The organism is Allobosea sp. 05T433 (assembly GCF_056396065.1).
The window spans coordinates 1-23403 of the sequence record NZ_JBFTKS010000044.1 but is presented as its reverse complement, the minus strand read 5'-3'; the positions used below and the strand labels follow the sequence as shown (position 1 = coordinate 23403).

The window sequence follows — 23403 nt, the reverse complement described above, 5'->3', positions numbered from 1 at the left end:
CCGAGGGCGGCGGCCCCATCGCTTCGTGTCCGGTCGAGATTAGGCGACGAGATGCCGGCCGAAGAAGCTGGCCAGCTTGTCGAACGGGATCACGTCGACCTTGTCGTAGAGATCGACGTGGCTGGCTCCCGGAATGATCATCAGTTCCTTCGGCTCCGCGGCCGCCGCATAGGCGGTTTCGCTGAAGTAGCGCGAATGGGCTTTCTCGCCGTGGATCAGCAGAACCGGGCGCGGCGAGATCTCCTTGATGTAGGTCAGGAGCGGCATGTTCATGAACGAGAGCGGCGTCGTCCGGGTCCAGGAATTGCCCGAGTTGACCGCGCGCGGATGGTAGCCGCGCGGCGTCCGGTAATAGTCGTGGTAGTCGACCAGGAACTGCGCCTCGCCGCCTTTCAGATCATTGTAGGGCGGCTGGTAAGCCGGGGTTCCGTTCGCGGCGTCTTCCCAGCGCTGCCGGCTCATCTGCTCCAGCATCTGCGTGCGCTGTTCGAGCGTCACGCTGTCGTTGTAGCCCTTCGACATGACGCGGGTCATGTCATACATCGTGCTGGCGACGACGGCCTTGACCCGCTTGTCCACGGCGACGGCGTTCAAGGCCATGCCGCCCCAGCCACAGATGCCGATGACGCCGATCCGCTCGCGGTCGACGGAGGGGTGCAGGCCGAGATAATCGATCGCCGCGCTGAAATCCTCGGTGTTGATATCCGGCGAGGCGACGTTACGGGGCTCGCCACCGCTTTCACCCGTGAAGGACGCGTCGAAGGCCAGCGTGACGAATCCGCGCTCCGCCATCGTCTGCGCGTAGAGGCCAGACGACTGTTCCTTCACCGCTCCGAACGGCCCGCCAACGGCCAGCGCCGCCAGCCGCCGATCGCCTTGGCCCTTGGGCAAATAGAGATCGCCCGCCAGGGTGATGCCGTATCGGTTCTTGAAGGTGACCTTCCGATGATCGACCTTCTCGCTCTTCGGGAAAGTCTTGTCCCAGTCCGCTGTCATGCCTTGAGCCTTTGCTTTGGAGAGGTTGAAGAGTGATGCGGCTGCCAAGGCGGCGACGCCCGCACCGGTCAGCTTCATCAAGTCGCGACGGTCCAGTCGTGCGGACGACGCTGTGATCGTGTTGGAGGTGTCCATCGTTATCTCCCCGTTCTCTGTGACTATTCGGGCTTCAGCAGACGTTTTCCGTTGCCGATCAGCGCGATGCCGATGGCGGCCAGGGCGACGCTCCCCAGGAAGGTCGCGAAGATCGACAGGCCATCGAGCAGCATCCCGCCGACCACGGCCCCGAGCAGGATCGAGGCTTGGATCGCGGCCACCATCAGGCTTCCGGCGGCCTCCGGCGCATCGTCGACGTTCTGCGACATCCAGGTCATCCAGATCACCGACATGGCGGTGTTCATCGCACCCCAGAGAGCCAGGAAGAGGCCCACTGCGGCGACCGAGCCGCCGAGCAGCAGGAGACCAATCGTGCAGCCGCCCATCAGCAGCGCGGGCAGCTTCAGGAGAGGAGCGACGCTGCCATGCAGGAAGCGGCCGGAGCCCCAGGTTCCAACAAAGCCAGCGCAGCCGAGCACCAGCAGCAGGATCGACAGCGTCGTCACGTCGGCTCCCGTCACCTGTTCGAGGAACGGGCGCAGGTAGGTGAACATCGTGAAGGCCGAGCCCCAGGACAGCATCGACGCGATCAGGCCGCGCAGGAAATACGGGCGCTTCAGCAGGCCGAACATGGTCCGGAAATCCTGCGGCTGGCGCGCGGGCAGCGACGGCAGGGCGATCACATGCCAGACGAGGTTGACGGCGACGATCGGCGTCAGCGCCCAGAACACCGCGCGCCAGCCGAACAGACCGCCGAGATAGCTGCCGACGGGCGCGGCGAAGGCTGCCGCGATCGCTTGCCCGCCATACATCAGGGCCAGCGCGCGAGGCACCTCGCTCTCGGGAACCAGGCGCATGATCACGGCCGTCGCGAGCGCCCAGAAGCCACCGATGCAGATCCCGAGCAGGGCGCGACCGAGCATCAGCACCGCGAAGTTCGGGGCGGCCGCGACCAGGACCAGCGAGACCAGCATGAAGGCCGTCATCGCGACCAGGACCCATTTCCGGTTCAGCGTCCCGGCGGCCGTGGTGATGACCATGCTCGCCGCCACCGCGAAGAGACCGCTGATCGAGATCGCTTGACCTGTCTGGCCCTCGGTCGCGCGCAACCCCTCGGCCATCGGCGTCAGCAGGCTGACCGGCATGAACTCGGAAGCGATCAGCATCGCCACGCAAAGCGCCATCGAGAGGACGGCGCTCCAGGCGGCGGTCGGCTTGGTTCCATCCTCCGATACGGCGGTAGCCGCCATGTTGGGTCGCTCCTGCATCTGTTGATGCGGTGCAAAATAGCGGTTCAGGCTCGGAACGATTACCCGCCGAAATTGGAATGCACTGATCGATGTGATCGATTAATCTCGGCAGGCAGACACCGAGGGTTCTCATGGACAAGACCGATCTCAACCAGCTCCGGTGGTTTCAGATCGTGGCCGAGGAGCACAGCTTCACCCGGGCGGCGGCGAAGATCGGCGTCGCGCAATCGACTCTCAGCTACGCGATCAAGCAGCTCGAAGATCGCATGGGCGTTCGCCTTCTGACCCGGACCACGCGCAATGTCGCGACCACGACCGCGGGCGAGCGCCTGCTCCAGACGATCACGCCGCGGATCGCGGAGATCGAGGACGAGATCGCGGCGCTGACGGCGTTGCGCGACAAGCCGTCGGGCTCGGTCAGGCTGACACTATCCGACCATGCGCTTGAAAGCGTGGTCTGGCCGAAGCTCAGGCCGGTCCTGCGGGATTATCCCGACATCAATGTCGAACTGATCCTCGACAGCACCTTCCGCAACATCGTCGAGGAGGGTTTCGACGCAGGGGTCCGTCTGGGTGAGAGCGTCGAGAAGGACATGATCGCGGTCCGCATCGGCCCGGACTGGCGGCTGGTAGCGGTCGCTTCGCCCGGATATCTCGCTGCGCACGGAGTGCCGGACCATCCTCAGGACCTAGTCGGGCATGTCTGCATCAACATGCGCCACGAAACAGCCGGCGGGCTTTATGCTTGGGAGTTCGAAAAAGCCGGAAAGGAATTGCGTGTCCGGGTGAGCGGCCAGCTCACCTTCAACAACTCCTACGCCATGATCGATGCGGCGGTGAACGGCTATGGCATCGCCTACGTCCCCGACGACATAGTGGAGCGGCAGATCGCGTCGGGCGAACTGGTCCTGGTGCTGGACGACTGGTCGCCCTTTTTCGACGGCTATTTCCTTTACTATCCCAGCCGCCGCCAGAACCTTCCCGCCTTCAAGGTCGTTGTCGACGCTTTGCGCTACCGAAGCCAGGCAGGATCAGGACGGTCTTCTGGCCTGGGCTGAAAGTCCGCTTTCCGGCAGGCCTCGAATGTCCGGAGTCGGCGCATTTTGCCCGAAGCAGAGACGGCGATACTGGCCCGTTCCGGACCTACACTACGTCCACTTTCGGACTACTCAATGGTCTGCGGCATAAACGCCTCTCGCCATCTCCGCCGTCTCCAGGCCAGCACGCCGGCGCGGAGATCTAGCGGGACATATTGATCAATCAGAAACGGCCCGCCGTTCCTAGGCTGCTATGATAGAATAGGGGCGACGGCGCCCTGTTCCGTTTCTACGTTTCAATTTCGGTCGGTCGATCCGCGTCCTGATCTCACCCCTTCACGAAGGCGAGCAGATCCGGATTGATGACGTCCGCGTGGGTCGTCAGCATGCCGTGAGGGTAGCCGGCATAGGTCTTCAACGTGCCGTTCTTTAGCAGCTTCACGGAGAGTCTGGCGCTGTCATCGATCGGGACGATCTGGTCGTCCTCCCCATGGAGCACGAGCGTGGGAACGGTGATCGCCTTGAGATCCTCCGTCTGGTCGGTCTCCGAGAAGGCCTTGATGCCGTCGTAATGGGCCTTGGCGCCGCCTATCATGCCCTGCCGCCACCAGTTCCAGATCACGCCCTGGTCGACCTTCGCGCCGGCCCGGTTGAAGCCGTAGAAGGGCCCCGCCGGCAGGTCGAGAAAGAACTGCGCGCGGTTGTCGGCGAGCGCCGTGCGCAAGCCGTCGAAGACCTCGATCGGCAGGCCGCTGGGATTGCTCGCGGTCTTCAGCATGAGCGGCGGAACCGCGCTGACGAGGACCGCCTTGGCGACGCGCCCCTGCGGCTGGCCGAACTTCGCGACATAGCGCGCAACCTCGCCACCGCCGGTGGAATGGCCAATATGGACTGCGTTCCTCAGATCGAGATGCTCGGCGACCGCCAAGGCGTCGGCGGCATAGTGGTCCATTTCGTTGCCGACATCGACCTGCGACGAGCGGCCATGACCGCGGCGATCATGCGCCACGACACGGTAGCCATTCGCGAGGAAGAAGAGCATCTGCGCATCCCAGTCGTCGGAGGACAGAGGCCAGCCATGATGGAACACGATCGGCTGCGCGCTCTTCGGCCCCCAGTCCTTGTAGAAGATCTCGACGCCGTCCCTGGTCGTGACGAAAGCGCTGGTCATGGTCCTTATCCCTTCAAGCGGATGAGATGATGTGATGCAGCGCGGCTCGCCGGCCGGAAGCCGATCTCTCCGGGCTGCGCTGGCCCAGGAACGCTAGGCGATGGATGGCGCCGGCAGAATTCTACGCTCGGTTGGAGCGACCATACGAAGGTGTGCCTGGCGGGCGGATCAGCATGCAGGCCCGAGCGCAGCCACCAGGTGGCGCGCCATCGCATCGACGTCGACCGGCTTCTCGAGAAAGGCGCAGGCGCCGGCCGCCATCACCTTCTGTCGCGTCGCCTCCGTCGGAAAGGCGGTCATGAAGATGATTGGAAAGCCATGCCCGGCCCGGATCAGCTCGGCCTGAAGCTGGTCGCCCGTCACGAGCGGCATCTGTATGTCGCTGATCAGGCAGGCGGGCGTATCGATCTCGCAGGCGGCAAGGAAATCCGCCGCCGTGCCATAGCTGCGGACCTCGTAGCCAAATGAGCGCAGCAGGCTGGTGAGCGAGCTGCGAACGCCCTCGTCATCGTCCACGACGGCAATGATCGGCGTCTGTTTCATCCGTGTCTGTCCTTCGTGCGAGCTGGCGCACGAAAGAGCGTCCGATGCGCGTCCATACCCTGGTATTGTCGATCGAGGCCGCGGTTGGAATCATACACTGGTTTGCAGGACGCTACGTCAGCGGCCGGAAATGCCGAGGGCCTCAGCCTTGCGCACGAGGTCCGCGAGCGTACGCACGCCCATCTTGCGCATGACATTGCCGCGATGGATCTTCACCGTGATCTCGCTCAGCCCGATGATGCCGGCGACCTGCTTGTTCATCAGTCCGGAGACGACATGGGCCATCACCTCGCGCTCGCGCGTAGTGAGCGTGTCATACTCGCTCCGCAGATTGCCCATGGACGCGGCGGCGCTGCGCCGTGCTCTGTCGCGTTCGACGGCCGTGGTCACCGCGTCGAGCATGTCCTGATCGCGAAACGGTTTGGCGAGGAAATCGATCGCACCGGCCTTCATTGCCTGGACGGTCATCGGGATGTCCCCAAAGCCCGTCATGAAGACGATCGGCAGCTCGATCCCGTGCTGCGAAAGCTGTGTCTGGAACTCCAGGCCGCTGATTCCCGGCAGCCGGACGTCCAGGATGATGCAGCCAGGCGCATCCGGCAGCGCAATCTGAAGCAGCTCGGCAGGTGACGCACAGAGCCTGGTCTGCAACCCGACCGAGCGGAGCAGGCTGTCGAGCGATGAACGGACGGCGCTGTCGTCGTCGACGACGACGACGACCGGTTCGCTCGGCACGCCCGCAGGCTGCGAGTTAGATGCGGTGTGTCTGATCATGAGATGCAACGCCTTCCCGGACCGGCAGGCTCAGCCGAAACGTCGCCCCTGTGCCCACCGTGCTTTCGACGGAAAGCGCTCCGTCATGAGCTTCGGCGGTGGTCCGGCAGATCGCAAGACCCATGCCCATCCCATCCGGCTTCGTGGTGAAGAAGGGATCGAACAGCCGGCCGATGTCGTCGGGCCCGATGCCGGGCCCCGTATCGGCCACAGTGACTTCGACCATGCCGGGGCCCGCACGCGACGCACGGACGGAAAGGAGTCGCGTTCCGGCCTTCCCCGCCATGGCCTGGCTCGCATTGACCATGAGATTGACGAGCACCTGTTGCAGCTGGATCCGATCCCCGCTGACAGGCGGGAGGCTCGGATCGATGTCGGTGCGCAGCTCGATGCGTCCCCGCGCCAGCTCCCGCTCCACCAGCTGGGTCGCCTCGCCGGCGATCGCGGCGATGTCGACCTCCGCCTTCTGCGCCGGGGCCTTCTTGAGGAAGGCCCGGATCCGCTTGACGATCTCGCTGGCGCGCCGCCCCTCCGCGATCACGCGCCCGATTGCGGCTTCGACCTCCTTGAGGTCCGGCGTCTCTCGCCGCAGCCAGCGCATGCCCGCCTCGCCGCCGGTCACGACCGCCATCAGCGGCTGGTTGACCTCATGCGCAATCGAAGCGGTGAGCTCGCCCAGCGTCGCCACCCGAGCGGCATGGGCCAGCTCCGATTGCGCGGCAAGGAGAGCATCCTGCGCCTGCTTCCGCTCGCTGTTGTCGATGACGAACACCAGCACGTTGTCCGCGTCCTCATCCGGCCGGGGAAAGGTGATAGCGAACAGGACGGGGATACGACGCCCGTCCGCGGCCGTGATCTCGGTTTCGCCCTCGTAGAACGTCTCGCCGCGGGCAAAGGCCACCAGCGCGGACGGGAATGTCCTGTCGCTTTCGCACAGGATGTCATCGACCGACGACAGCAGATGCGCCGCGCTGCCGGCTGCGACCATCGCCAGAAACGCGGGATTGGCGTCGACGACCTTCGTCAGCTTGCGGGCGCGATCGATGAAATCCGGATGCCTGGCGAAATGAACGCTCAAAGCCGCCTCGTCCGGCGCATCTAGGCGCGCGATTTCCGCACGAATAGCCGTCCAATCCTCCTCGATGACGCCGATCCGCGTGGCGTCGAACATGCGGCGATAGCGCCGCTCGCTCTGGATGAGCGCAGCATGGGCGGCCTGCCCTTCGGTGACGTCGGTATGCGTTTCAAGAACATTGGTCGGCTTGCCCGAACGGTCGCGCTGCATGGCCCAGCGGCTCTCGACGATCAACGCCTTGCCGCTCTTGGTGCGCTGCTCGAGCCTGCCGTCCCAGCGCCCGGTTTCGAAAAGGGTCGCCTCGACCGCTTCGCGCGGCTCCGAATAGCGGGTCCTGAGCAGGTCATCGGCCATGCGGCCGAGCGCTTCGCGCGCCGTGAACCCGTAGACCTCCTCTGCCGCATTGTTCCAGAAGCTGATCACGCCAATTCGGTCCCTGACGAAGATCATGTCGTGGGACAGGTTCAGCAGCCGCGCCTGCGAGGACAGGGTTTCCGTAGCCCTCTGGCTATGGAGCGCCAGCAGCGCCACGATGCCGATGGCGGCAAGGCTGACGAGCGCCCGCAGTGTCGGCGAGCCGACATGGCGCAGCCCATGCGAGTCGATATAGGCGATCACGGTCAGGACGATGCTGGCAGCAGCGGCGAAGATGATATCGGTGCGCCGCGCCGTCCGCGCCGCCAGAAGCACGACGACGACGTAGAGCACGGCAACCGCCCCCTCGAGCGGCGTCAGCGTATCGATCAGGAAGATGCCCAGCGCCAGCAGAACCGCCGCGGCCCGGAAGGCGATCAGGCTCATGGGGCTTCGTCGCCCGGACGCGCATTCATCGAGGAAGTCCTGGGTGAGGCATTGTCGCCGGTTCTCGCATGGGGTCGTCGCTGTGCACGCGCCAGTTGGGCCTGCTCGCTAGTGCCGCATGCTCGCGTCCAGGTCGATCGGATGCAAGCGCGGCCGGCTCAACAGCGGCAGCTCGACCGAGAAGGTCGAGCCCTCGTTCTCGACCGAACGGACCGAAATAGGATGGCCGAGCATATCCGCCGTCTCGCGAACGATCAGCAGGCCGAGGCCGAGTCCCTCGAGCCCCCGCGCCTGCCCTCCCCGCTCGAACGCGTCGAAAATGCGCGACAGATAGGCCGGTGGAATCCCGCAGCCCGTGTCGTTGATCTCGATGCCGATCCGGTCGCCCTGCAGCCGGGCCGTGACGCGGACGAGCCCACCACGACCGCTGAACTTGATCGCGTTGCCGACGAGATTGCGCAGGATCGTCGCGAGCATCCGCGGATCCGTTTCCACGAACACCTGCGGCAGATCGAACTCCAGCTCCGTGCCGCTGATCTCCGCATATTGACGCCAGTCACGTTCGACGCGCCCGGTGATGTCCTGCAGCAGAACGACTTGCGGCTGCGCTGTCAGGGCGACGCCGCGCTGCGAAAGCCGCGCCATGTCGTCCAGCTCGTTGTTCAGGCGGCGCAGCGCGTCCGTCGCCACGGCAAGGCGGCCGGTCGCGCACCGGGCTTTGCCTTCATCGACGGCTCGCGCGATCGCCAGCAGGGCAACCTGGAGCGGCTGCTTCAAATCGTGCCCCGCAACGGCCATCAGCAGGGCCATCGAACGGCGCGACGCCTCGGCCCGCTCGACAGCCTCGTCCTCGATCACCCCGGAAGAAATCTCGATCTTCATGTCGCCGCACCCCGATGGCATGTCGCGTCACTCTGACGGAAATCCGGCGAAGGAAAATCATACAGGAGTTTAGTTCCTCTCCTCCGCTCGTCCCGCCTCCCTCCGCCGTGACGGGGTGGGTCGCACGCCATTGCCATCGGAGGATTCCAGCGCCCGATCCCGCGTCCTAAACCCAAGTATGACCCAACGAAACCAGCGGTCGATATAGCGCCGGTGGCGGCGTTCCTAACGTTGGGGCGTCGGGGTCGCGAGCCCCGTGACCTGACGTTGCTCCATCTGATCTCCGCGGGCTCGCGCCCGGCCCGGACAGGTGGCACGTCGCAATGCGAGAGATAGCCATGAACGACCTTTCACTGAGTGCGCGCCGCGCCGCTGCCCTGCGGACACCGACCGATCTCGGCGTGCAGGCGACCGCAGACATCGCCGGGGCGCTGACGGCACTGCTGGCGGACATGTTCGCGCTCTACGTCAAGACCAAGAATTTCCACTGGCACATGTCGGGGCCGCATTTCCGCGACTACCACCTGATGCTCGATGAACAGGGCGATCAGATTCTCGCCACGACCGATGTAATCGCCGAACGGGCGCGCAAGGTCGGCGGTTCGACGCTGCGTTCGATCGGCCATATCGGACGCATCCAGCGCATTCTCGACAATGATGCCGATTTCGTCACGCCGTCGGACATGCTCTCGGAGCTCGCCGACGACAACCGACACCTGACCGGCTTTCTGCGCGCGACTCATGTCGTCTGCGAGGACCATAACGATGTTGCCTCCGCCAGCCTGATCGAGGTCTGGATCGACGAGGCCGAGCGGCGCGGCTGGTTCCTCTACGAGACCACGCGCGCATCGCGTTGAGGCTCGCGACGGTTGCGCATCGCAAGATCCCAGGAGCGAGTCATGTCGAACTTCCGCATCTCGACGCCATTGCCGGCCGGAACGCCGGCCCCTGCCTTCAACCTGGCCGCGACGCCGGACCAGCGCGTTTCGCTGGAAAGCCTGCGCGGCCGACCGGTCATCCTGGCCTTCTACCCCGCGGACTGGAGCCCCGTCTGCGGTGACCAGATGGCGTTCTACAACCAGGTCCTGCCCGAATTCGATCGCTCGGCAAACGCGCAGCTCATCGGCATCTCCGTCGACGGCGTCTGGTGCCATGCCGCCTTCGCCGCCGCCCGCAACCTGCACTTTCCGCTGCTCGCGGATTTCGAGCCCAAGGGTGCTGTCGCGCGCAGCTACGGCGCCTATCGCGAGGAGGATCGCCTGTGCGAACGCGCCCTCTTCGTCATCGACGGCTCCGGCATCATCCGCTGGAGCTATCTCTCTCCGCTCGGCATCAATCCCGGCGCCGACGGCATTCTAGAGGCGCTGAGCGGACTGGAAGGGCAGCAATCTTCGGAGGCTGCAACCCAATGAGCCGGCTTATTATCCCCGTCAATCAGCAAGATCACGCGATCGGCCCGTCGGACGCTCCCGTCACCTTGGTGGAGTATGGCGACTACCAATGCCCCTATTGTGGCGAGGCCTATCCCGTCATCAAGCAGGCACAGCGGCTGATGGGCGACCAGCTTCGCTTCGTCTTCCGCAATTTTCCGATCGCCGAGCTGCATCCCCACGCCGTGCGCGCCGCGGAATTCGCCGAGGCGGCGGCCGGAGCCGGCAAGTTCTGGCAGGCGCACGACCTGCTCTACGAGAACCAGTCGGCGCTCGGCGATGCCGATTTGATGGCCTACGGTGCGAAACTGGGCCTCGCGGCCTCGGCGCTGGCGGAAGCCTTCAATGGCCGCTTCGACGACGCTTTGCGGGCGGATTTCATCGGAGGGGTCCGGAGTGGCGTCAATGGCACGCCGAGCCTGTTCATCAACGGGCTGCGCTACGACGGCAGGCGCGATGTCCGAGACCTCGTCGATGCCGTGAGCCTGGCGGCACAAGACGTGTCTTTTGTACCCGGCACCAACCACGGCCGCTTCTGACCTCCTGCGACGAAGGAATGCGACGATGAGCGAGGGCACGAGATCCTTCCGCTACCGACTCGAGAAAGCCAAGCCGCGCACGGGAGCAGGCGGCTTGACGCGCGGAGCCTCCGTGCACGAGTTTCCAGCCAGCATCGGTATCCGCAGGCGTCTCCATGCGCCTCGCCCCCGGCTCGATGCGTGAGCTGCACTGGCATGCAAATGCCGCCGAGTGGGCCTATGTCGTCTCCGGCAATTGTCGCACGACGGTGCTCCATCCGGATGGCGGTTCAGCGACGGACAGCTTCGGACCTGGCGATGTCTGGTATTTTCCACGGGGCGGGGGCCATTCCATCCACGGGCTTGGGCCCGGCGAGTGCCAATTCATCCTGATCTTCGACAATGGCGACTTCTCGGAGGATCACACCTTCAGCATAACCGATTGGCTGGCGCACACGCCGCCGCAGGTCGTCGCGCAGAACCTCGGCGTGGCGGCCTCGGAATTGACGAGTCTCCCAGCAGGCGAAGCCTATTTCGTGCAAGGCCCGGTTCCCGGCGACCAGTCTTGGCTTGCAACGCAACGGCCAGCCGCCGAACTGACCACCAGGCATCGCTACCCGTTGATGGCGCAACAGCCCCGGCGCGTGGCCGGGGGCGGTACCAGCGTGTCGTCACGGTCGAAGAGTTTGCGATCTCGACGACGATGGCGGGCTCGATCCTCGAGATCCAGCCCGGCGCCATGCGGGAGCTACTGGCATCCGAATGCCGACGAATGGCAATATTATCTCGACGGCGAAGCCGAGATGGCGGTCTTCCTGGCCGAAGGCCAGGTCGTGACCGAGCGTTTCAAGGCGGGCGACATCGGCTACGCCCCGATGGGCGCCGGCCACTACATCCGCAAGACCGGCTCATCGGTCCTGCGCGTGCTGATCGGCTTCAACAGCGGACGCTACCAGGCAAACGACCTCTCCGCCTGGCTGGCATCGAACCCCGTCGACGTGATCGCGACAAATCTCGGCCTGCCGCAGGACGTGGCAGCGCGCCTGCCACACCAAACCAGCTTCATGGTACCTGGCCCCTGATCGGAACCAGTCCCAGAGCAAGTCAATGGCTTATGTTCAAGGCGAAGCGGCCGCCGCATGCGAATGCGGCGGCCGCAAGTGCTTGTGCTCCTCGCCGGGGCCCGCGGGGGCCGCTTCGAGGTCGCAGCCTCCCCTAGGCGACGTTCAGCTCCACATTGATGTTGCCTCTGGTCGCCTTGGAATAGGGGCAGGTCTGGTGCGCCTCGTGGACGAGCTCGCGCGCCAGTTCCTTGTCGAGTCCGGGAAGGCTAACATTGAGGCGGGCCTGCAGGAAATAGGCGCCGTCGGTCATGCCGAGATCAACCTCGGCATCGACGGCGAGGTCAGCCGGCAAGGCCAGTTGGCGCTTCTTGGCGGCAATGCCGATCGCCCCGATGAAACAGGCCGACCAGCCGGCCGCGAAGAGCTGCTCGGGGTTGGTGCCTGCGGCGGCGCTGCCGGGAGGCGACAGCTTGATGTCGAGCCGGCCATCGGCACTGCGCGACGCTCCGTCGCGCCCGCCCACCGTATAGGTCTTGGCGGTATAGAGGACTTTCTCGATCTTGGTCATGGAAACGCTCCATCCTTCGCCGCTCCACAAGCGGCGGCTTGCAACGGTCGTTTCCCAAGCCGACATGTCCGGCATGTTTTCGGATCGCTGCGATACGCAACGAAGCGTCTGTTTTCCCGAGCCGGATACAGTCTCGTACGATCGACCCTGCCCCCTGCGAGACTGGCGGCCGCGCCCCCGCCACGGCAAGCCGCCCGCCGATTGTATCCCTGCGTATCCAAAGGCCCGGATCCTACGGGAGCTTTCAAATCCGGCGCGACGCGACACAGCGCAGATACAGCCGACAGGCTTCCTTCCCTGAGCACATAGCAAAACGGGAACAGAGCCATGACAGAGCAGATCGATCACCCGCGGCGGAACTTTCTCGGCAGCATGGCGCTCGGCACCGTACTCGCGCAGATGGGCGCGATCGGCGCCGCCAGCGCACAGACCCACGGCTCGGCCCCGACGCATGCCGGCTCGGACCAGGGCGCGCAGGCCGCATTCGCCGCCGAGAAACGGATCGAGGCGGGCGATCTCGATGTCGGCTATGTCGAGGCCGGGCCGGCGGACGGCCCGCCGGTGCTGCTCCTGCACGGCTGGCCCTACGACATTCACAGCTATGTCGATGTCGCGCCCATCCTGGCGAAGGCCGGCTACCGGGTGATCGTGCCGCATCTGCGCGGCTATGGCAGCACCCGTTTCCGCTCGGCCGAGACGCCGCGCAACGGCCAGCAGGCGGCGCTTGCCGTCGATGCCATCGCGCTCCTGGACGCACTGAAGATCGAGAAGGCCGTCATAGCCGGCTACGACTGGGGCGCCCGGACCGCCGACATCGTCGCCGCCCTCTGGCCCGAGCGCTGCAAGGCGCTGGTCTCGGTCAGTGGCTATCTGATCGGCAGTCAGGAGGCCAACAAGGCGCCCCTGCCGCCGAAGGCCGAACTGCAGTGGTGGTACCAGTTCTACTTCGCCACCGCGCGAGGCGAGGCCGGTTACGCCAAGTACACCCACGACTTCGCCCGGCTGATCTGGGAGCTGGCCTCGCCGAAATGGGGCTTCGACGCCGCGACCTTCGCGCGTTCCGCGGCCTCGCTCGACAACCCCGATCATGTCACCATCTCGATCCACAATTACCGCTGGCGGCTCGGCCTGGCGCAGGGTGAAGCGAAGTACGACGAGATCGAGCGCAAGCTCGCGGCCTTCCCGAACATCGGCGTGCCGACCATCACCATCGAGGGCGATGCCAATGGCGCACCGCATCCCGAGCCCGCCGCCTATCGCAAGCGCTTCACCGGCAAATACGAGCACCGACTCTTCAAGGGCGGCATCGGCCACAACCCGCCGCAGGAGGATCCGCGCGCCTTCGCACAGGCCGTGATCGACGCCAACCGGCTTTGATTGCAGCCGAGGGAGCTCGCCGATGAAACCCCTTGCGGCCTTGCCCTATGCGGGTGCCGCCATCGCCATCGTTGGCGTTGTCTCCATCGCCAGAGGCGATGGAGACAAGAAGCCGGCCTCTCCGATCTACGGCGTCACGATCCCCGACGGATACCGCAAATGGGAGCTCGTCGCGCCAGCGCTGGAGCACGAGCCGCTCAACGAGTTGCGTGCCGTCGTCGGCAACCAGAAGGCGATCGACGCCTACCGCGCCGGAACGCTGCCGTTTCCGGACGGCACCGTGCTCGTGAAGCTCGCCTGGAAGCATATCCAGTCGCCCGAGTTCGAATCCGCCCTCGTCCCCGGCGCGGCCACGACCGTGCAGGTCATGGTCAAGGATTCGAAGAAGTATCCCGACAGCGGCGGCTGGGGCTTCGGCCGCTTCATCGACGGCAAGCCCGTGGACGCGGCCCAGCACGAGACCTGCTTCGCCTGTCATGAATCGAAGGTGAAGGCGCGGGATTACGTCTTCACCAAATTCGCGCCCTAGAGCCGGGGCGCGAGAGCGCCACGGCCCCCACCCCGAAAGGCTCGGGCCGATGGCTGCCACCGCGCTTGAACTCGTCGTTGACGAGCTGGCGATCCGCAAGCTCCTCGCTCGTCTCGCCCAGGCGGCGGACGACCGCGATGCGGCCGGCTATCGCGCATGTCTCGCCGAAGCCGTGCGCGCCGAGCCTTCTGAAGAGGCAGCTCCGGTTGCAGCCGAAGCCTATGCTCGTGCTTCGATGAGCCGCCTGTCGCGCGCCAACTGGACGCAGCACCGTCTCGCTAATCCCGTCATCGACGTCGCATCTGACAGGCACCGCGCGAGCGTCCGCGTCGATGTCGTCGTCGATCTTGGCTTCACCAATCCCGAAGGCGAGCAACACCGAGTCACGATCGGTGGCCGCTACGAGATCGGCCTCACCCGTGGCAGCGGGGCATGGCTGATCGATCGCCGCTGGCTGCGCCAGCTCTATGCCGACGGCGACGCGCAGGCGCTCGCGATCTGAGCCCGTCGTCGAAAGCGCCCCGGCCGAACTCCAGACCGTGAGCGGCCTCACCGAAAGGAACCCAGCATGCAGCGCTTCGATCAGGTCTACATCGGCGGTCAGTTCCGCACCGCGCATGGCCGCGAGGAACTCGAGCTCGTCAACCCGACGACCGGGGAGCCGCGCGCCGTCCTCGTCATGGCCGACGAGGAGGACGCCAGACGGGCGGTCGACAGCGCGCAAAGCGCCATCGCCGGCTGGTCGCGCAGTTCCAAGAAGGAGCGGATCGAAATTCTCTACAACCTCAGCGAGTCCGTCCGCGCCCGCGACGACGAGCTGACCGAGGCCACGATCCTCGAATATGGCGGCCCGATCGAGCAGGCGAAATGGCGTGCCGGTCTTGCCGCCAACAACTTCCTCGCCGCGGCCCGGCTGCTCGAGGATTTCGTGTTCTCGCGCTGGATCAACGATACGGAGGTGGTCGCGCAGGCTGCCGGCGTGGCCGTGCATATCGTCCCCTGGAACAGCGTCTACAACGCCATCAGCGTCAAGATGGCGGGTGCGCTCGCGGCCGGCTGCCCCGTGGTGGTCAAGCCGAGCGAGTTCAGCGCCTGGCAGACCCAGCTATTCACGGAATGCCTGCACGCAGCCGGTGCACCAGCCGGCATCATCAATGTCGTGGCCGGGCGCGGCGACGTCGTCGGCGAGGCGCTGACCTCGCATCCCGGTGTCCGCAAGATCTCCTTCACGGGTTCGACACGCGTCGGCAAGGCGATTATGACGAAGGCGGCAGCGCGCATGACGCGGGTGACGCTCGAGCTCGGCGGCAAGGCGCCGACCATCGTGATGGAGGACGCCGATCTCGAAAAGGCGGCCGCGACGGCGATGGCGGCCGGCTTCGCCAACAATGGCCAGGCCTGCATCGCCGGCACGCGTATCCTCGTACCGCGGGCCCGACTCAAGGCCTTCTGCGAGGCGGTCGAGCGCGCCGTCGCGACGATCGTGCAGGGTGACCCGCGCGATCCTCGAACGACGCTCGGGCCTCTGGTCAATCACCGGCAATTCGAGCGGGTCCAGGGCTATATCCGCAAGGGGATCGAGGAAGGGGCGAGGCTGGTCACCGGCGGCGAAGGTCGCCCGGAAGGGCTCGACCGCGGCTTCTTCGCAAGGCCGACCGTGTTCGCCGACGTCACCAACGACATGACCATCGCGCGCGAGGAAATCTTCGGGCCGGTGCTCTGCGTGATCGCCTATGACGACGAGGACCACGCCGTCGCGATCGCTAACGACACCGAGTTCGGGCTCCATGCCTATGTCGTCGGCGAGGATGTCGAGCGGGCACGGGTACTGGCGGGCCGGATCGACGCGGGGCGGGTCGCGATCAACGCCGTCCTGCACGAACCGCTGGCCCCGTTCGGCGGCTTCAAGGAGTCCGGCATCGGCCGCGAGTACGGGCTTTACGGGATCGAGGACCACCTCGAGCTCAAGGCGATCATGGGGCGCAGCGCGACCGCCTGATCGCCGACACCGCGGGCTTTGCCGGGGCGGCGTGAACGGAGCCCCGGCAGAGCCCTGCCCTTACCCGAAGGTGAAGGCAAAGGCCTCCGCACCGGCATCGAGGAAGCGGATCTCGAAGGTCCGCTCCCTGGCGTCGCCGGCCTGTCGGACGAGCTGGTAGAGTCGCGTCTCGCCAATCGTGCCAGTGCCCTCGGTGTCGATATCGGCGCCGTGGTCGGCGCCGGGCGCCTTGCCATCGACGGTCACGCGGAAGTGGATCGGCTTGCCCCGCGCACCGGGGCCCAAAACCAGATGCAGGTCCCTCGCGCTGAAGCGGAAGGCGATCCCACCGCCCGCCTGATCGAGCACCGCGCTCTCGGCGCCGACCGTCCAGCGGCCGGCGAGCCCCCATTGATTGAGCCGCAGCGCCGGGACGCTGTAGTCGCGCGCCTGATCGCCCGCGACACCCTCCGGCGAAGCGAAGCCGGAGATCTTCTCGTAACCGAGATAGCTCTCCCCTGAACGCGCCGGGCGGGCCGAATCGACCGGTGCCTGAGCGCCCTGCGCATTCGGAGCCACGATGGCGGTGCCGGCGGCGCGACTGCCGGCAGCCTCCGCCAGCAGGTCCTGGATCACCCGCTCCGACTGCTTCTCGTCGCCCTCGCCGAAATGGCTGTGCCGGATCCGGCCGGCGGCATCGACGAAGTAGAGCGCCGGCCAGTAGCTGTTGCGAAAGGCGCGCCAGATCCGGAAGTTATTGTCGACTGCGACCGGATAGGTGATGCCGAAACGGGCGATCGCCTGCCGGATGTTGGCGACGTTCTTCTCGAAGGCGAACTCCGGCGTATGGACGCCGACCACGACAAGCCCCTGATCCTTGTACTTCTCCGCCCAGGCGCGGACATAAGGCAGGGTGCGGATGCAGTTGATGCAGGAATAGGTCCAGAAATTGACCAGCACGGCCTTGCCGCGCAGCTCGTCCGCCTTCAGCGGCGCGGAATTGAACCAGGCCACGGCGCCGTCGAAGCCGGCGGCTGCGCCACGGTTCGGAAGCGCGCTATGATAGGTCTGACTGGACGTAGCAGCCGGGCGGGTCTCACCGTTCTCGGCCAGGCGGGAGCTGCCTGTCGGCGAAGCTTCGCCGCCGAGCCGTGCCAGCAGCTTCTGCTCGATACCGGTGGTGCCGGCGTAGGACAGCCGCGTCAGCAGGCCGGTGTCCAGCCCTAGTCCGATCGCCAGAACGCTCGCAAGGACAGCGATGCCGACGCCTTGCCGGATGCGCTCGCCGATCCCCAGCGAGTGCTTCATCGCTGCGAAAACCCGGCCGCCGGCGAGGACGGCCAGCGCGATGGAGGTCGCAGCGCCCGCGGCATAGGCGGCAAGCAGGAGTGCCGTCCCAGCATCAGCCCCGTGGAGCGCGGCTCCCGTCAGGACGAGCCCCAGGATCGGGCCGGCGCAGGGCGCCCAGAGCAGGCCGGTGGCGACGCCGAGCAGAAGCGAACCGCCGATCGAGGGCTTCCCGGCTTCGCTGCCGCCGGCGAGCCGGTCGCCGAGCGCAATGATCGGACGGGAGAAGAATGCCGCCGCGCGCGGCGAGATCAGGGTCACGGCGAAGACCGCGACCAGCGTCAAGGCCGCCCATCGCCCGGTCTCGTTCGCCTGCACGGCCCAGCTGCCGCCGATGGCGGCAAGGCTCGCCACGGCGGAGAATGTCGCCGCCATGCCGATCAGCATCGGCAGCACGCCACGCGCGAAGGGCTGGTCGGCGCGCGCGAAGGCGAACGGCAGAATCGGAAGGATGCAGGGGCTGAGGATCGTCAGCACGCCGGCGAGATAGGAGATCACGAACAGGGTCATGGCGGGTCCTCTCGGAAGCGGGGGACGCCACCCACAGAATGGCTTCCCCCGAATGCCAGCACCTGACCTGTCCGACGTATCTGCGATGTTTCGCCGGCGGGCTGATCTGTATCGCTATGTAGGAGGCTTCAGTTGCCCTCCTCCGCGACCAGCCCGACGCCCTATTTGGACGTCGAGCGTGCGGCCTCGACGATCAGCTTGGCGACCTCCGCCGGCTTCGAGACATAGACGGCGTGGCTGGCCGCGATCTCGCGGAGCTTGCTGCCCGCCCGCCGCGCCATCTCGCGTTCGAGATCCGGGTTGATCGAGCGGTCCTGGCTCGCCACCAGCGCCCAGCTCGGCTTGCTCTTCCAGGCCGGATCGCCCGCGTCCGTCGAGAAGGCCGCCTTCGCCGCGAAGACCTGCGAACGCGCGAGAAATGCTGCCTCTGCCTTGGGGAGATCGGCCGCGAAGGCGGCGGGAAATGCCTTCGGATCGAGATAGAGATAGCCGTCCGCGGTCGCCTTGATCGCATCCGACGGGGCGTTCGGGACCGGCTTGCTCGCGGCGAGCTTGCCGAGGCTCTCGCCCTTCTCCGGCTGGAAGGCGGCGACATAGACGAGCCCCGCGACCTTGTCGTCATGGCCGGCCTCGCTGATCACCATGCCGCCATAGCTGTGCCCGACCAGGATGGCCGGCCCCTCCTGCAGTGCCAGGACGCGCCGGGTCGCGGCCACATCGTCCTGCAGCGAGCTCAGCGGCTCCTGCACGATCGTGACCTTGTAGCCCTTTGTAGTCAGCCGGTCGGACACCTTGCGCCAGCCGGAGCCGTCGGCGAAGGCGCCATGCACGATGACGATGTTGCGGATTTCCGCCGCTTCCACGGCGGAACATGTGGCGGCGATCGGTAGCATCAGCCCGCCGATGACGGCTGAGATGAAACCCTTGCGCATGGGCGCGTCCTTCCTGCTCGTTTCATGATGAGAGATGTCGGCAGGCGGGCCGAACCGTCTGGGCCTGTCTGCCGGTCTCCACCGTGCAGGAAGACAGCGCCGCATTCGACGGCAAGATTGTCCGCCTCGGTGTCGGGCTGGCCACGCGATACATGAGAGTACAAATCTCTTGCGCCCGACACAGCGCAGACCGGCCGGCCTCTGCTATGGCTCGGAAAACGAAAGCGGAAAGCCCTGCCGATGGATCACATCGATCATGTCCTCGTCGTCGACGACGACCGCGAGATTCGGGATCTCGTGTCGAGCTATCTGAAGAAGAATGGCCTGCGGGTGACCACTGCCGCTGACGGGCGGCAGATGCGCTCCTTCATGGAGACCGATCGGGTCGACCTCATCGTCCTCGACGTCATGATGCCCGGCGATGACGGGCTCGTGCTCTGCCGCGAACTCCGCGCCGGCAAGCACAAGGCGACCCCGGTGCTGATGCTGACCGCGCGCAATGACGATACCGACCGGATCGTCGGGCTGGAGATGGGCGCCGACGATTATCTGGCGAAGCCCTTCGTCGCCCGCGAATTGCTGGCGCGCATCAAGGCCGTCCTTCGCCGCACGCGCATGATGCCGCCGAACCTCCAGGTCACGGAGGCCGGCCAGCTGCTGGCCTTCGGAGACTGGCAGCTCGATACCGTCGCGCGCCATCTGCTCGACAAGGACGGCACGGCGGTGGCGCTGAGCGGCGCCGAGTACCGCCTGCTGCGGGTCTTCCTCGACCATCCGCAGCGCGTGCTCAACCGCGACCAACTCCTGAATCTGACCCAGGGCCGTGAGGCCGAGCTTTTCGACCGCTCGATCGACCTGCTCGTCAGCCGGTTGCGGCAGCGCCTGCGCGACGACGCCCGCGAGCCGGCCTATATCAAGACCGTCCGCAGCGAGGGCTATGTGCTCGCCATGCCGATCGAGATCGTCACGGCCCGGCAGTGAGGAGCGTGACCCGGATGCGTCGGTTCCTGCATCTGCCGCGCACCTTGCGCTCCCGGCTCTTCCTGATCCTGTTTGCCGGGCTGGCAGCGGCGCATATCCTGTCCTTCGGGTTGCTGTTCTATGAGCGAACCGTCAGCGCCAAGGCGACGATGTACACGACGCTGGAAAACGACGTCGCGACTTCGATCGCGCTGCTCGACCGGCTGCCGCCGCAGGAGCGCCCGCAATGGCTGCCCATGCTGGACCGACGGACCTATCGCTACGAGCTCGGCGCCGGCTTGCCCGGTGTGCCGGAGCTGAGCCCGCGGGCTGCTGAAATCGCGCATACGATCAATGTCGCAGCCGGGCGGCGCTTCCCGGTCAAGGTCGAGAGCATTCCCGGCAAGCGCGAGCACCTGCAGGCGCATGTCACGCTGAGCGACGGCGCGCCCGTCACGATCGACATCCACCCTGCCCTGATGCCGCTCGCGAGCTGGCTGCCCTACATGCTCGCGGCCCAACTCGCGCTGCTCGTGGCCTGCACCTGGCTGGCGGTGCGGCTGGCGATCAGGCCCTTGCTGCGCTTCGCCAATGCCGCCGAGACACTCGATCCGGGCCGCAAGGCGGTGCGGCTCGAGGAGACCGGCCCGGCCGAGGTCGCCTATGCGGCGACCGCCTTCAACGCGATGCGGGATCGGATCGCGCATTATCTCCAGGAACGGGTGCAGATCCTCGCGGCGATCTCCCACGATCTGCAGACGCCGATCACCCGCATGAAGCTGCGTGCCGAGATGGCCGACGAGAGCCCTGAGAAGGAGCGACTGATCGGCGACCTCTCCGAAATCGAGCGGCTGGTCCGTGAAGGCGTCGCCTACGCGAAAAGCGCCCATGGCGACACCGAGAAGCCGACGCGCATCGATATCGGCTCCTTCGTCGAGAGCATCGCCTTCGACTATCAGGACACCGGCAAGGCGGTTGCAGTTCCGCGATCGATCGCGGCTACCGTGGTGACGCGGCCGCACGCCTTGCGGCGCATCCTGACCAACCTGATCGACAACGCGCTGAAGTTCGCTGGCGAGGCCGAGATCCAGGTCGACAGGACCGGCGACGGCAGGTTGCGAATTGCCGTGCTCGACCGCGGCCCGGGCATTCCCGAAGACCAGCTCGACGCCGTCTTCCAGCCGTTTTATCGCGTCGAGCAGTCCCGTAGCCGAGATACTGGCGGGACCGGCCTGGGCCTGGCCATCGCCCAGCAGCTTTCCGTGGCGATCGGCGGCTCGCTTCGCCTGACGAACCGGCCCGGTGGCGGACTGGCCGCCGAAGTGACGCTCGGCTGAAGCGCAAGCAATCTCGCCGGCGGTGAGGGCGGTGGACGCAGCGCGCTAGGCTAGGCCGTCCCCGCGCGGAACGCGGCGATGAACACCGACCAACGCTCTGCGAACAGCTGCAACTGCCGCTCTCGATCGACAGTGGCATCACCGTTCAGCCGCAACCGGTTGTTGGCGCCCTCCAACAGGTCGATGAGGATGGCGACGATCACGTCCGTACTCTGCGAGCGAAGCTAGCCTGCTTCCTGCGCGGTCGTCACGGCTAAGGCGAACGGTTCAAGCGCCACCTTCAATGGTCGGCTGAATTCCGTACCGGATCGCTTGCGGTAGGAGCAGCAACATTACGAAACGGAGGGCGCCGGCCGTATCCACCGTGCCCGAAGAACCGAAACGAGGGCAGCCTTTCGCGTCCGATCTTGTTGAGGAGCCCCGGCAGGCAAGTTTTGAAGCAGCGCTGAGTGGCTACTGAGCGCTGAACGTCGGATTCCTCGTCGGTGAGCTGGCGAAGAGCGGACCTCGCTAACGTCACCGCCATTCGAACCAGAGCTGGGAACGTCCGCTTCCGGGCAATGGTCCAATGTCTGGTTATGGCGCTCGGTGTCTTGTCGCTTTCCGCAAAGCTACCGCTCTGGAAGTCCGGCCCTGCGGCGAGTTGGGCAGCGGGCGTTAGCGGCTGCGTGTTAGGCTGCGCAACGCCAGACGTGCGGCGTCACGGAGTTCAGAAGCGCTGGCGCCTCCACGCGCCGCCACCTTGAGACCCGAACGCAGCATCAGCAACATCCTGCCGGCGGCGTCGGGGTCAAGCCCCTCGTCGAGTTCGCCGGCTTCCATACCGGCGCGAACGCGAGCCGCGAATGCCTTGACCACGATCGTGCTGGCAGCGTCGTTGAGAGCATTGATTTCGGGGTCCGAGCGGCTGAACTCCACGATCGACCCAACGCCCAGGCAGCCGCTTTCGACGTCATCGCTAGAACCCAGTCCGACGAGCAAGGCCGCTTCGATACCTTTGGCCGGCGACCCTCTCGCCAGGGCCTCGTGCATCTGCGCCAACGAACCAGCATTGTATTGGCGCAAAGCCTCGAGAAACAGGCCGCGCTTGTCCCCGAAGGCGCCGTACAGGCTTTGCCGACCGATGCCGATGCCTTTGATCAAGTCGCTGGTCGAGGCCGCTTCGAACCCTTGGCGCGCGAACACCTTGATCGCACTGGCAATCGCCTCTTCCCGGTCGAACTCTGAAGGTCTGGCCATAACCCATTTCTACATATTTTTGATCAATCGGTCCAGAATATTCTTGACTGACCGATCCATAATTCGGAAAGGATTTTGGATCAATCAGTCAACAATGGAGATTGCCGATGAATTCCGCCATTTCGCTCACCGCACCGGCCCTGGTTTTCGGCGGCGCCCGCGGGATGGGAGCGGCGATTGTGCGTCGCCTAGCTGCCGAGGGACGCCCAGTCGCCTTTACCTATGTCAGCGCGCCGGAACGGGCTGTCGCGCTCGTGCAGGACATTGAAGCCCGCGGAGGGGCCGGGCTCGCCATCCGCGCCGACAGCGCTGATCCAGAGGCCGTGCGCCTGGCTGTCGAAACCGCTATCGAGCGTTTCGGCAAGCCAGGGGTGCTTGTCGTCAACGCGGGCATCCTCATGAGTGGAGCCATCGAGAATTTCGCCATCGACGACTTTGACCGCATGCTGGCCGTCAATGTGCGCGGCGTGTTCGCCGCGATCCGCTACACTGCTCCACAGTTGTTGGACGGTGGCCGGATTGTCACCATCGGAAGCAACACCGCCGACCGGATCGGCTCTCCGGGTTCCAGCGTCTACGCCATGACAAAGGCTGCCGTCGCGCAATTAGTGCGTGGCGCCGCGCTCGACTTCGCATCCCGCCAGATCACTATCAACAACGTGCAGCCTGGGCCGGTGGAAACAGATATGACTGCCGACCTCATGGCGTACATCGCTCCCAAGCTGCCGCTGGGCCGTATTGGCAAGCCGGAAGAGATCGCCGACCTCGTCGCTTGGCTGACGAGCCCCGGAGCCGGTTATATGACTGGCGCGAGCCTGACTATCGACGGCGGGTGGACCGCCTAGATGCCGTAATGGGCCGGCGCTTCGAATAGCCATTTTGGGTGGCTGTCCCTCAGAATGATGGTGTTGAAAACGAGGTCCGAGCGATCGGCCTCAAGCATCATGAGAGGAACAGCCGTGGAGCATTATGCTGGAATCGATGTCTCT

At 65.7% G+C, this 23403-nt stretch carries 24 protein-coding genes; 12 read left to right on the top strand and 12 right to left on the bottom strand.

Translation table 11 applies throughout. The features are described 5' to 3' along the window. Positions 1–39: 39 nt before the first annotated feature. Positions 40–1131: an alpha/beta hydrolase gene (locus AC1DGP_RS32530; RefSeq protein ID WP_476833094.1), complete on the bottom strand. Its 1092-nt coding sequence runs from the start codon at positions 1129–1131 to the stop codon at positions 40–42. A gap of 23 nt (positions 1132–1154) precedes the next feature. Further along, the gene (locus AC1DGP_RS32525; protein ID WP_476833093.1) at positions 1155–2342 is read right to left on the bottom strand and encodes an MFS transporter; all 1188 of its coding nucleotides are present in this window, start codon (positions 2340–2342) and stop codon (positions 1155–1157) included. 131 nt (positions 2343–2473) lie between these two features. Between AC1DGP_RS32525 and AC1DGP_RS32520 the strand changes: the two genes are divergently transcribed. Next, positions 2474–3400, top strand: a complete 927-nt coding sequence (locus AC1DGP_RS32520) for a LysR family transcriptional regulator (RefSeq protein ID WP_441508972.1) — start codon at positions 2474–2476, stop codon at positions 3398–3400. Between the two features lie 307 nt (positions 3401–3707). On the opposite strand, the gene AC1DGP_RS32515 is transcribed toward AC1DGP_RS32520, so the two are convergent. The 5 genes from AC1DGP_RS32515 to AC1DGP_RS32495 all read right to left on the bottom strand — a co-directional run bounded on the left by AC1DGP_RS32515 (position 3708) and on the right by AC1DGP_RS32495 (position 8625). Further along, the gene (locus AC1DGP_RS32515) at positions 3708–4550 is read right to left on the bottom strand and encodes an alpha/beta fold hydrolase (protein ID WP_476833092.1); all 843 of its coding nucleotides are present in this window, start codon (positions 4548–4550) and stop codon (positions 3708–3710) included. A 168-nt stretch (positions 4551–4718) separates the two neighbouring features. After that, positions 4719–5093, bottom strand: a complete 375-nt coding sequence (locus tag AC1DGP_RS32510) for a response regulator transcription factor (protein ID WP_476833091.1) — start codon at positions 5091–5093, stop codon at positions 4719–4721. 117 nt (positions 5094–5210) lie between these two features. Next, positions 5211–5867 carry a response regulator transcription factor gene (locus AC1DGP_RS32505; protein ID WP_476833090.1) on the bottom strand — a complete coding sequence of 219 codons (657 nt, stop codon included), beginning with the start codon at positions 5865–5867 and terminating at the stop codon, positions 5211–5213. Continuing rightward, a complete protein-coding gene (locus tag AC1DGP_RS32500) occupies positions 5845–7743 on the bottom strand; it encodes a PAS domain-containing sensor histidine kinase (protein WP_476833089.1) in 1899 nt (632 codons plus the stop codon). Before AC1DGP_RS32500 ends, AC1DGP_RS32505 begins: the two co-directional genes overlap by 23 nt. Positions 7744–7851: 108 nt before the next feature. Next, the gene (locus tag AC1DGP_RS32495) at positions 7852–8625 is read right to left on the bottom strand and encodes a sensor histidine kinase (protein WP_476833088.1); all 774 of its coding nucleotides are present in this window, start codon (positions 8623–8625) and stop codon (positions 7852–7854) included. Positions 8626–8963: 338 nt separating this feature from the next. On the opposite strand from AC1DGP_RS32495, the gene AC1DGP_RS32490 reads away from it, so the two are divergent. The 4 genes from AC1DGP_RS32490 to AC1DGP_RS32475 all read left to right on the top strand — a co-directional run bounded on the left by AC1DGP_RS32490 (position 8964) and on the right by AC1DGP_RS32475 (position 11655). Next, positions 8964–9482, top strand: a complete 519-nt coding sequence (locus AC1DGP_RS32490; protein ID WP_476833087.1) for a Dps family protein — start codon at positions 8964–8966, stop codon at positions 9480–9482. A gap of 42 nt (positions 9483–9524) precedes the next feature. Then, the gene (locus tag AC1DGP_RS32485) at positions 9525–10037 is read left to right on the top strand and encodes a redoxin domain-containing protein (RefSeq protein ID WP_476833086.1); all 513 of its coding nucleotides are present in this window, start codon (positions 9525–9527) and stop codon (positions 10035–10037) included. Next, entirely contained in the window at positions 10034–10594 is a 561-nt protein-coding gene (locus AC1DGP_RS32480; protein ID WP_476833085.1) for a DsbA family protein, read from the top strand. Before AC1DGP_RS32485 ends, AC1DGP_RS32480 begins: the two co-directional genes overlap by 4 nt. 155 nt (positions 10595–10749) lie before the next feature. After that, positions 10750–11655 (top strand): cupin domain-containing protein, encoded by a 906-nt coding sequence (locus AC1DGP_RS32475; protein ID WP_476833084.1) that lies wholly within the window; start codon positions 10750–10752, stop codon positions 11653–11655. 133 nt (positions 11656–11788) lie between these two features. Here the strand turns inward: AC1DGP_RS32475 and AC1DGP_RS32470 are convergent, their stop codons facing one another. Further along, positions 11789–12205: an organic hydroperoxide resistance protein gene (locus AC1DGP_RS32470; RefSeq protein ID WP_476833083.1), complete on the bottom strand. Its 417-nt coding sequence runs from the start codon at positions 12203–12205 to the stop codon at positions 11789–11791. A gap of 327 nt (positions 12206–12532) precedes the next feature. Here AC1DGP_RS32470 and AC1DGP_RS32465 point away from each other — a divergent pair, with 327 nt between their 5' ends. The 4 genes from AC1DGP_RS32465 to AC1DGP_RS32450 all read left to right on the top strand — a co-directional run bounded on the left by AC1DGP_RS32465 (position 12533) and on the right by AC1DGP_RS32450 (position 16110). Continuing rightward, complete coding sequence (locus AC1DGP_RS32465) at positions 12533–13582, top strand: alpha/beta fold hydrolase (protein WP_476833082.1); 1050 nt, start codon at positions 12533–12535, stop codon at positions 13580–13582. Positions 13583–13604: 22 nt separating this feature from the next. Next, positions 13605–14111: a cytochrome P460 family protein gene (locus AC1DGP_RS32460; RefSeq protein ID WP_476833081.1), complete on the top strand. Its 507-nt coding sequence runs from the start codon at positions 13605–13607 to the stop codon at positions 14109–14111. A 49-nt stretch (positions 14112–14160) separates the two neighbouring features. Further along, the gene (locus AC1DGP_RS32455; protein ID WP_476833080.1) at positions 14161–14613 is read left to right on the top strand and encodes a nuclear transport factor 2 family protein; all 453 of its coding nucleotides are present in this window, start codon (positions 14161–14163) and stop codon (positions 14611–14613) included. A gap of 66 nt (positions 14614–14679) precedes the next feature. Continuing rightward, positions 14680–16110 carry an aldehyde dehydrogenase family protein gene (locus AC1DGP_RS32450; protein ID WP_476833079.1) on the top strand — a complete coding sequence of 477 codons (1431 nt, stop codon included), beginning with the start codon at positions 14680–14682 and terminating at the stop codon, positions 16108–16110. A gap of 60 nt (positions 16111–16170) precedes the next feature. Here the strand turns inward: AC1DGP_RS32450 and AC1DGP_RS32445 are convergent, their stop codons facing one another. Both AC1DGP_RS32445 and AC1DGP_RS32440 read right to left on the bottom strand, forming a co-directional pair. After that, positions 16171–17946, bottom strand: a complete 1776-nt coding sequence (locus tag AC1DGP_RS32445) for a cytochrome c biogenesis protein DipZ (protein ID WP_476833078.1) — start codon at positions 17944–17946, stop codon at positions 16171–16173. Positions 17947–18107: 161 nt separating this feature from the next. Beyond that, positions 18108–18839 carry an alpha/beta fold hydrolase gene (locus AC1DGP_RS32440; protein ID WP_476833098.1) on the bottom strand — a complete coding sequence of 244 codons (732 nt, stop codon included), beginning with the start codon at positions 18837–18839 and terminating at the stop codon, positions 18108–18110. A gap of 279 nt (positions 18840–19118) precedes the next feature. Between AC1DGP_RS32440 and AC1DGP_RS32435 the strand changes: the two genes are divergently transcribed. Further along, positions 19119–19859, top strand: a complete 741-nt coding sequence (locus AC1DGP_RS32435; RefSeq protein ID WP_476833077.1) for a response regulator — start codon at positions 19119–19121, stop codon at positions 19857–19859. A gap of 14 nt (positions 19860–19873) precedes the next feature. Next, on the top strand, positions 19874–21175 hold the full coding sequence (locus tag AC1DGP_RS32430; protein ID WP_476833076.1) for a sensor histidine kinase: 1302 nt from the start codon (positions 19874–19876) through the stop codon (positions 21173–21175). 50 nt (positions 21176–21225) lie between these two features. Here AC1DGP_RS32430 and AC1DGP_RS32425 read toward each other — a convergent pair whose 3' ends face one another. Both AC1DGP_RS32425 and AC1DGP_RS32420 read right to left on the bottom strand, forming a co-directional pair. Further along, entirely contained in the window at positions 21226–21378 is a 153-nt protein-coding gene (locus tag AC1DGP_RS32425; RefSeq protein WP_476833075.1) for a hypothetical protein, read from the bottom strand. 454 nt (positions 21379–21832) lie between these two features. Then, positions 21833–22414 carry a TetR/AcrR family transcriptional regulator gene (locus AC1DGP_RS32420; RefSeq protein WP_476833074.1) on the bottom strand — a complete coding sequence of 194 codons (582 nt, stop codon included), beginning with the start codon at positions 22412–22414 and terminating at the stop codon, positions 21833–21835. 107 nt (positions 22415–22521) lie between these two features. Here AC1DGP_RS32420 and AC1DGP_RS32415 point away from each other — a divergent pair, with 107 nt between their 5' ends. Beyond that, entirely contained in the window at positions 22522–23259 is a 738-nt protein-coding gene (locus AC1DGP_RS32415; protein WP_476833073.1) for an SDR family NAD(P)-dependent oxidoreductase, read from the top strand. The last annotated feature ends 144 nt before the right edge of the window (positions 23260–23403 follow it).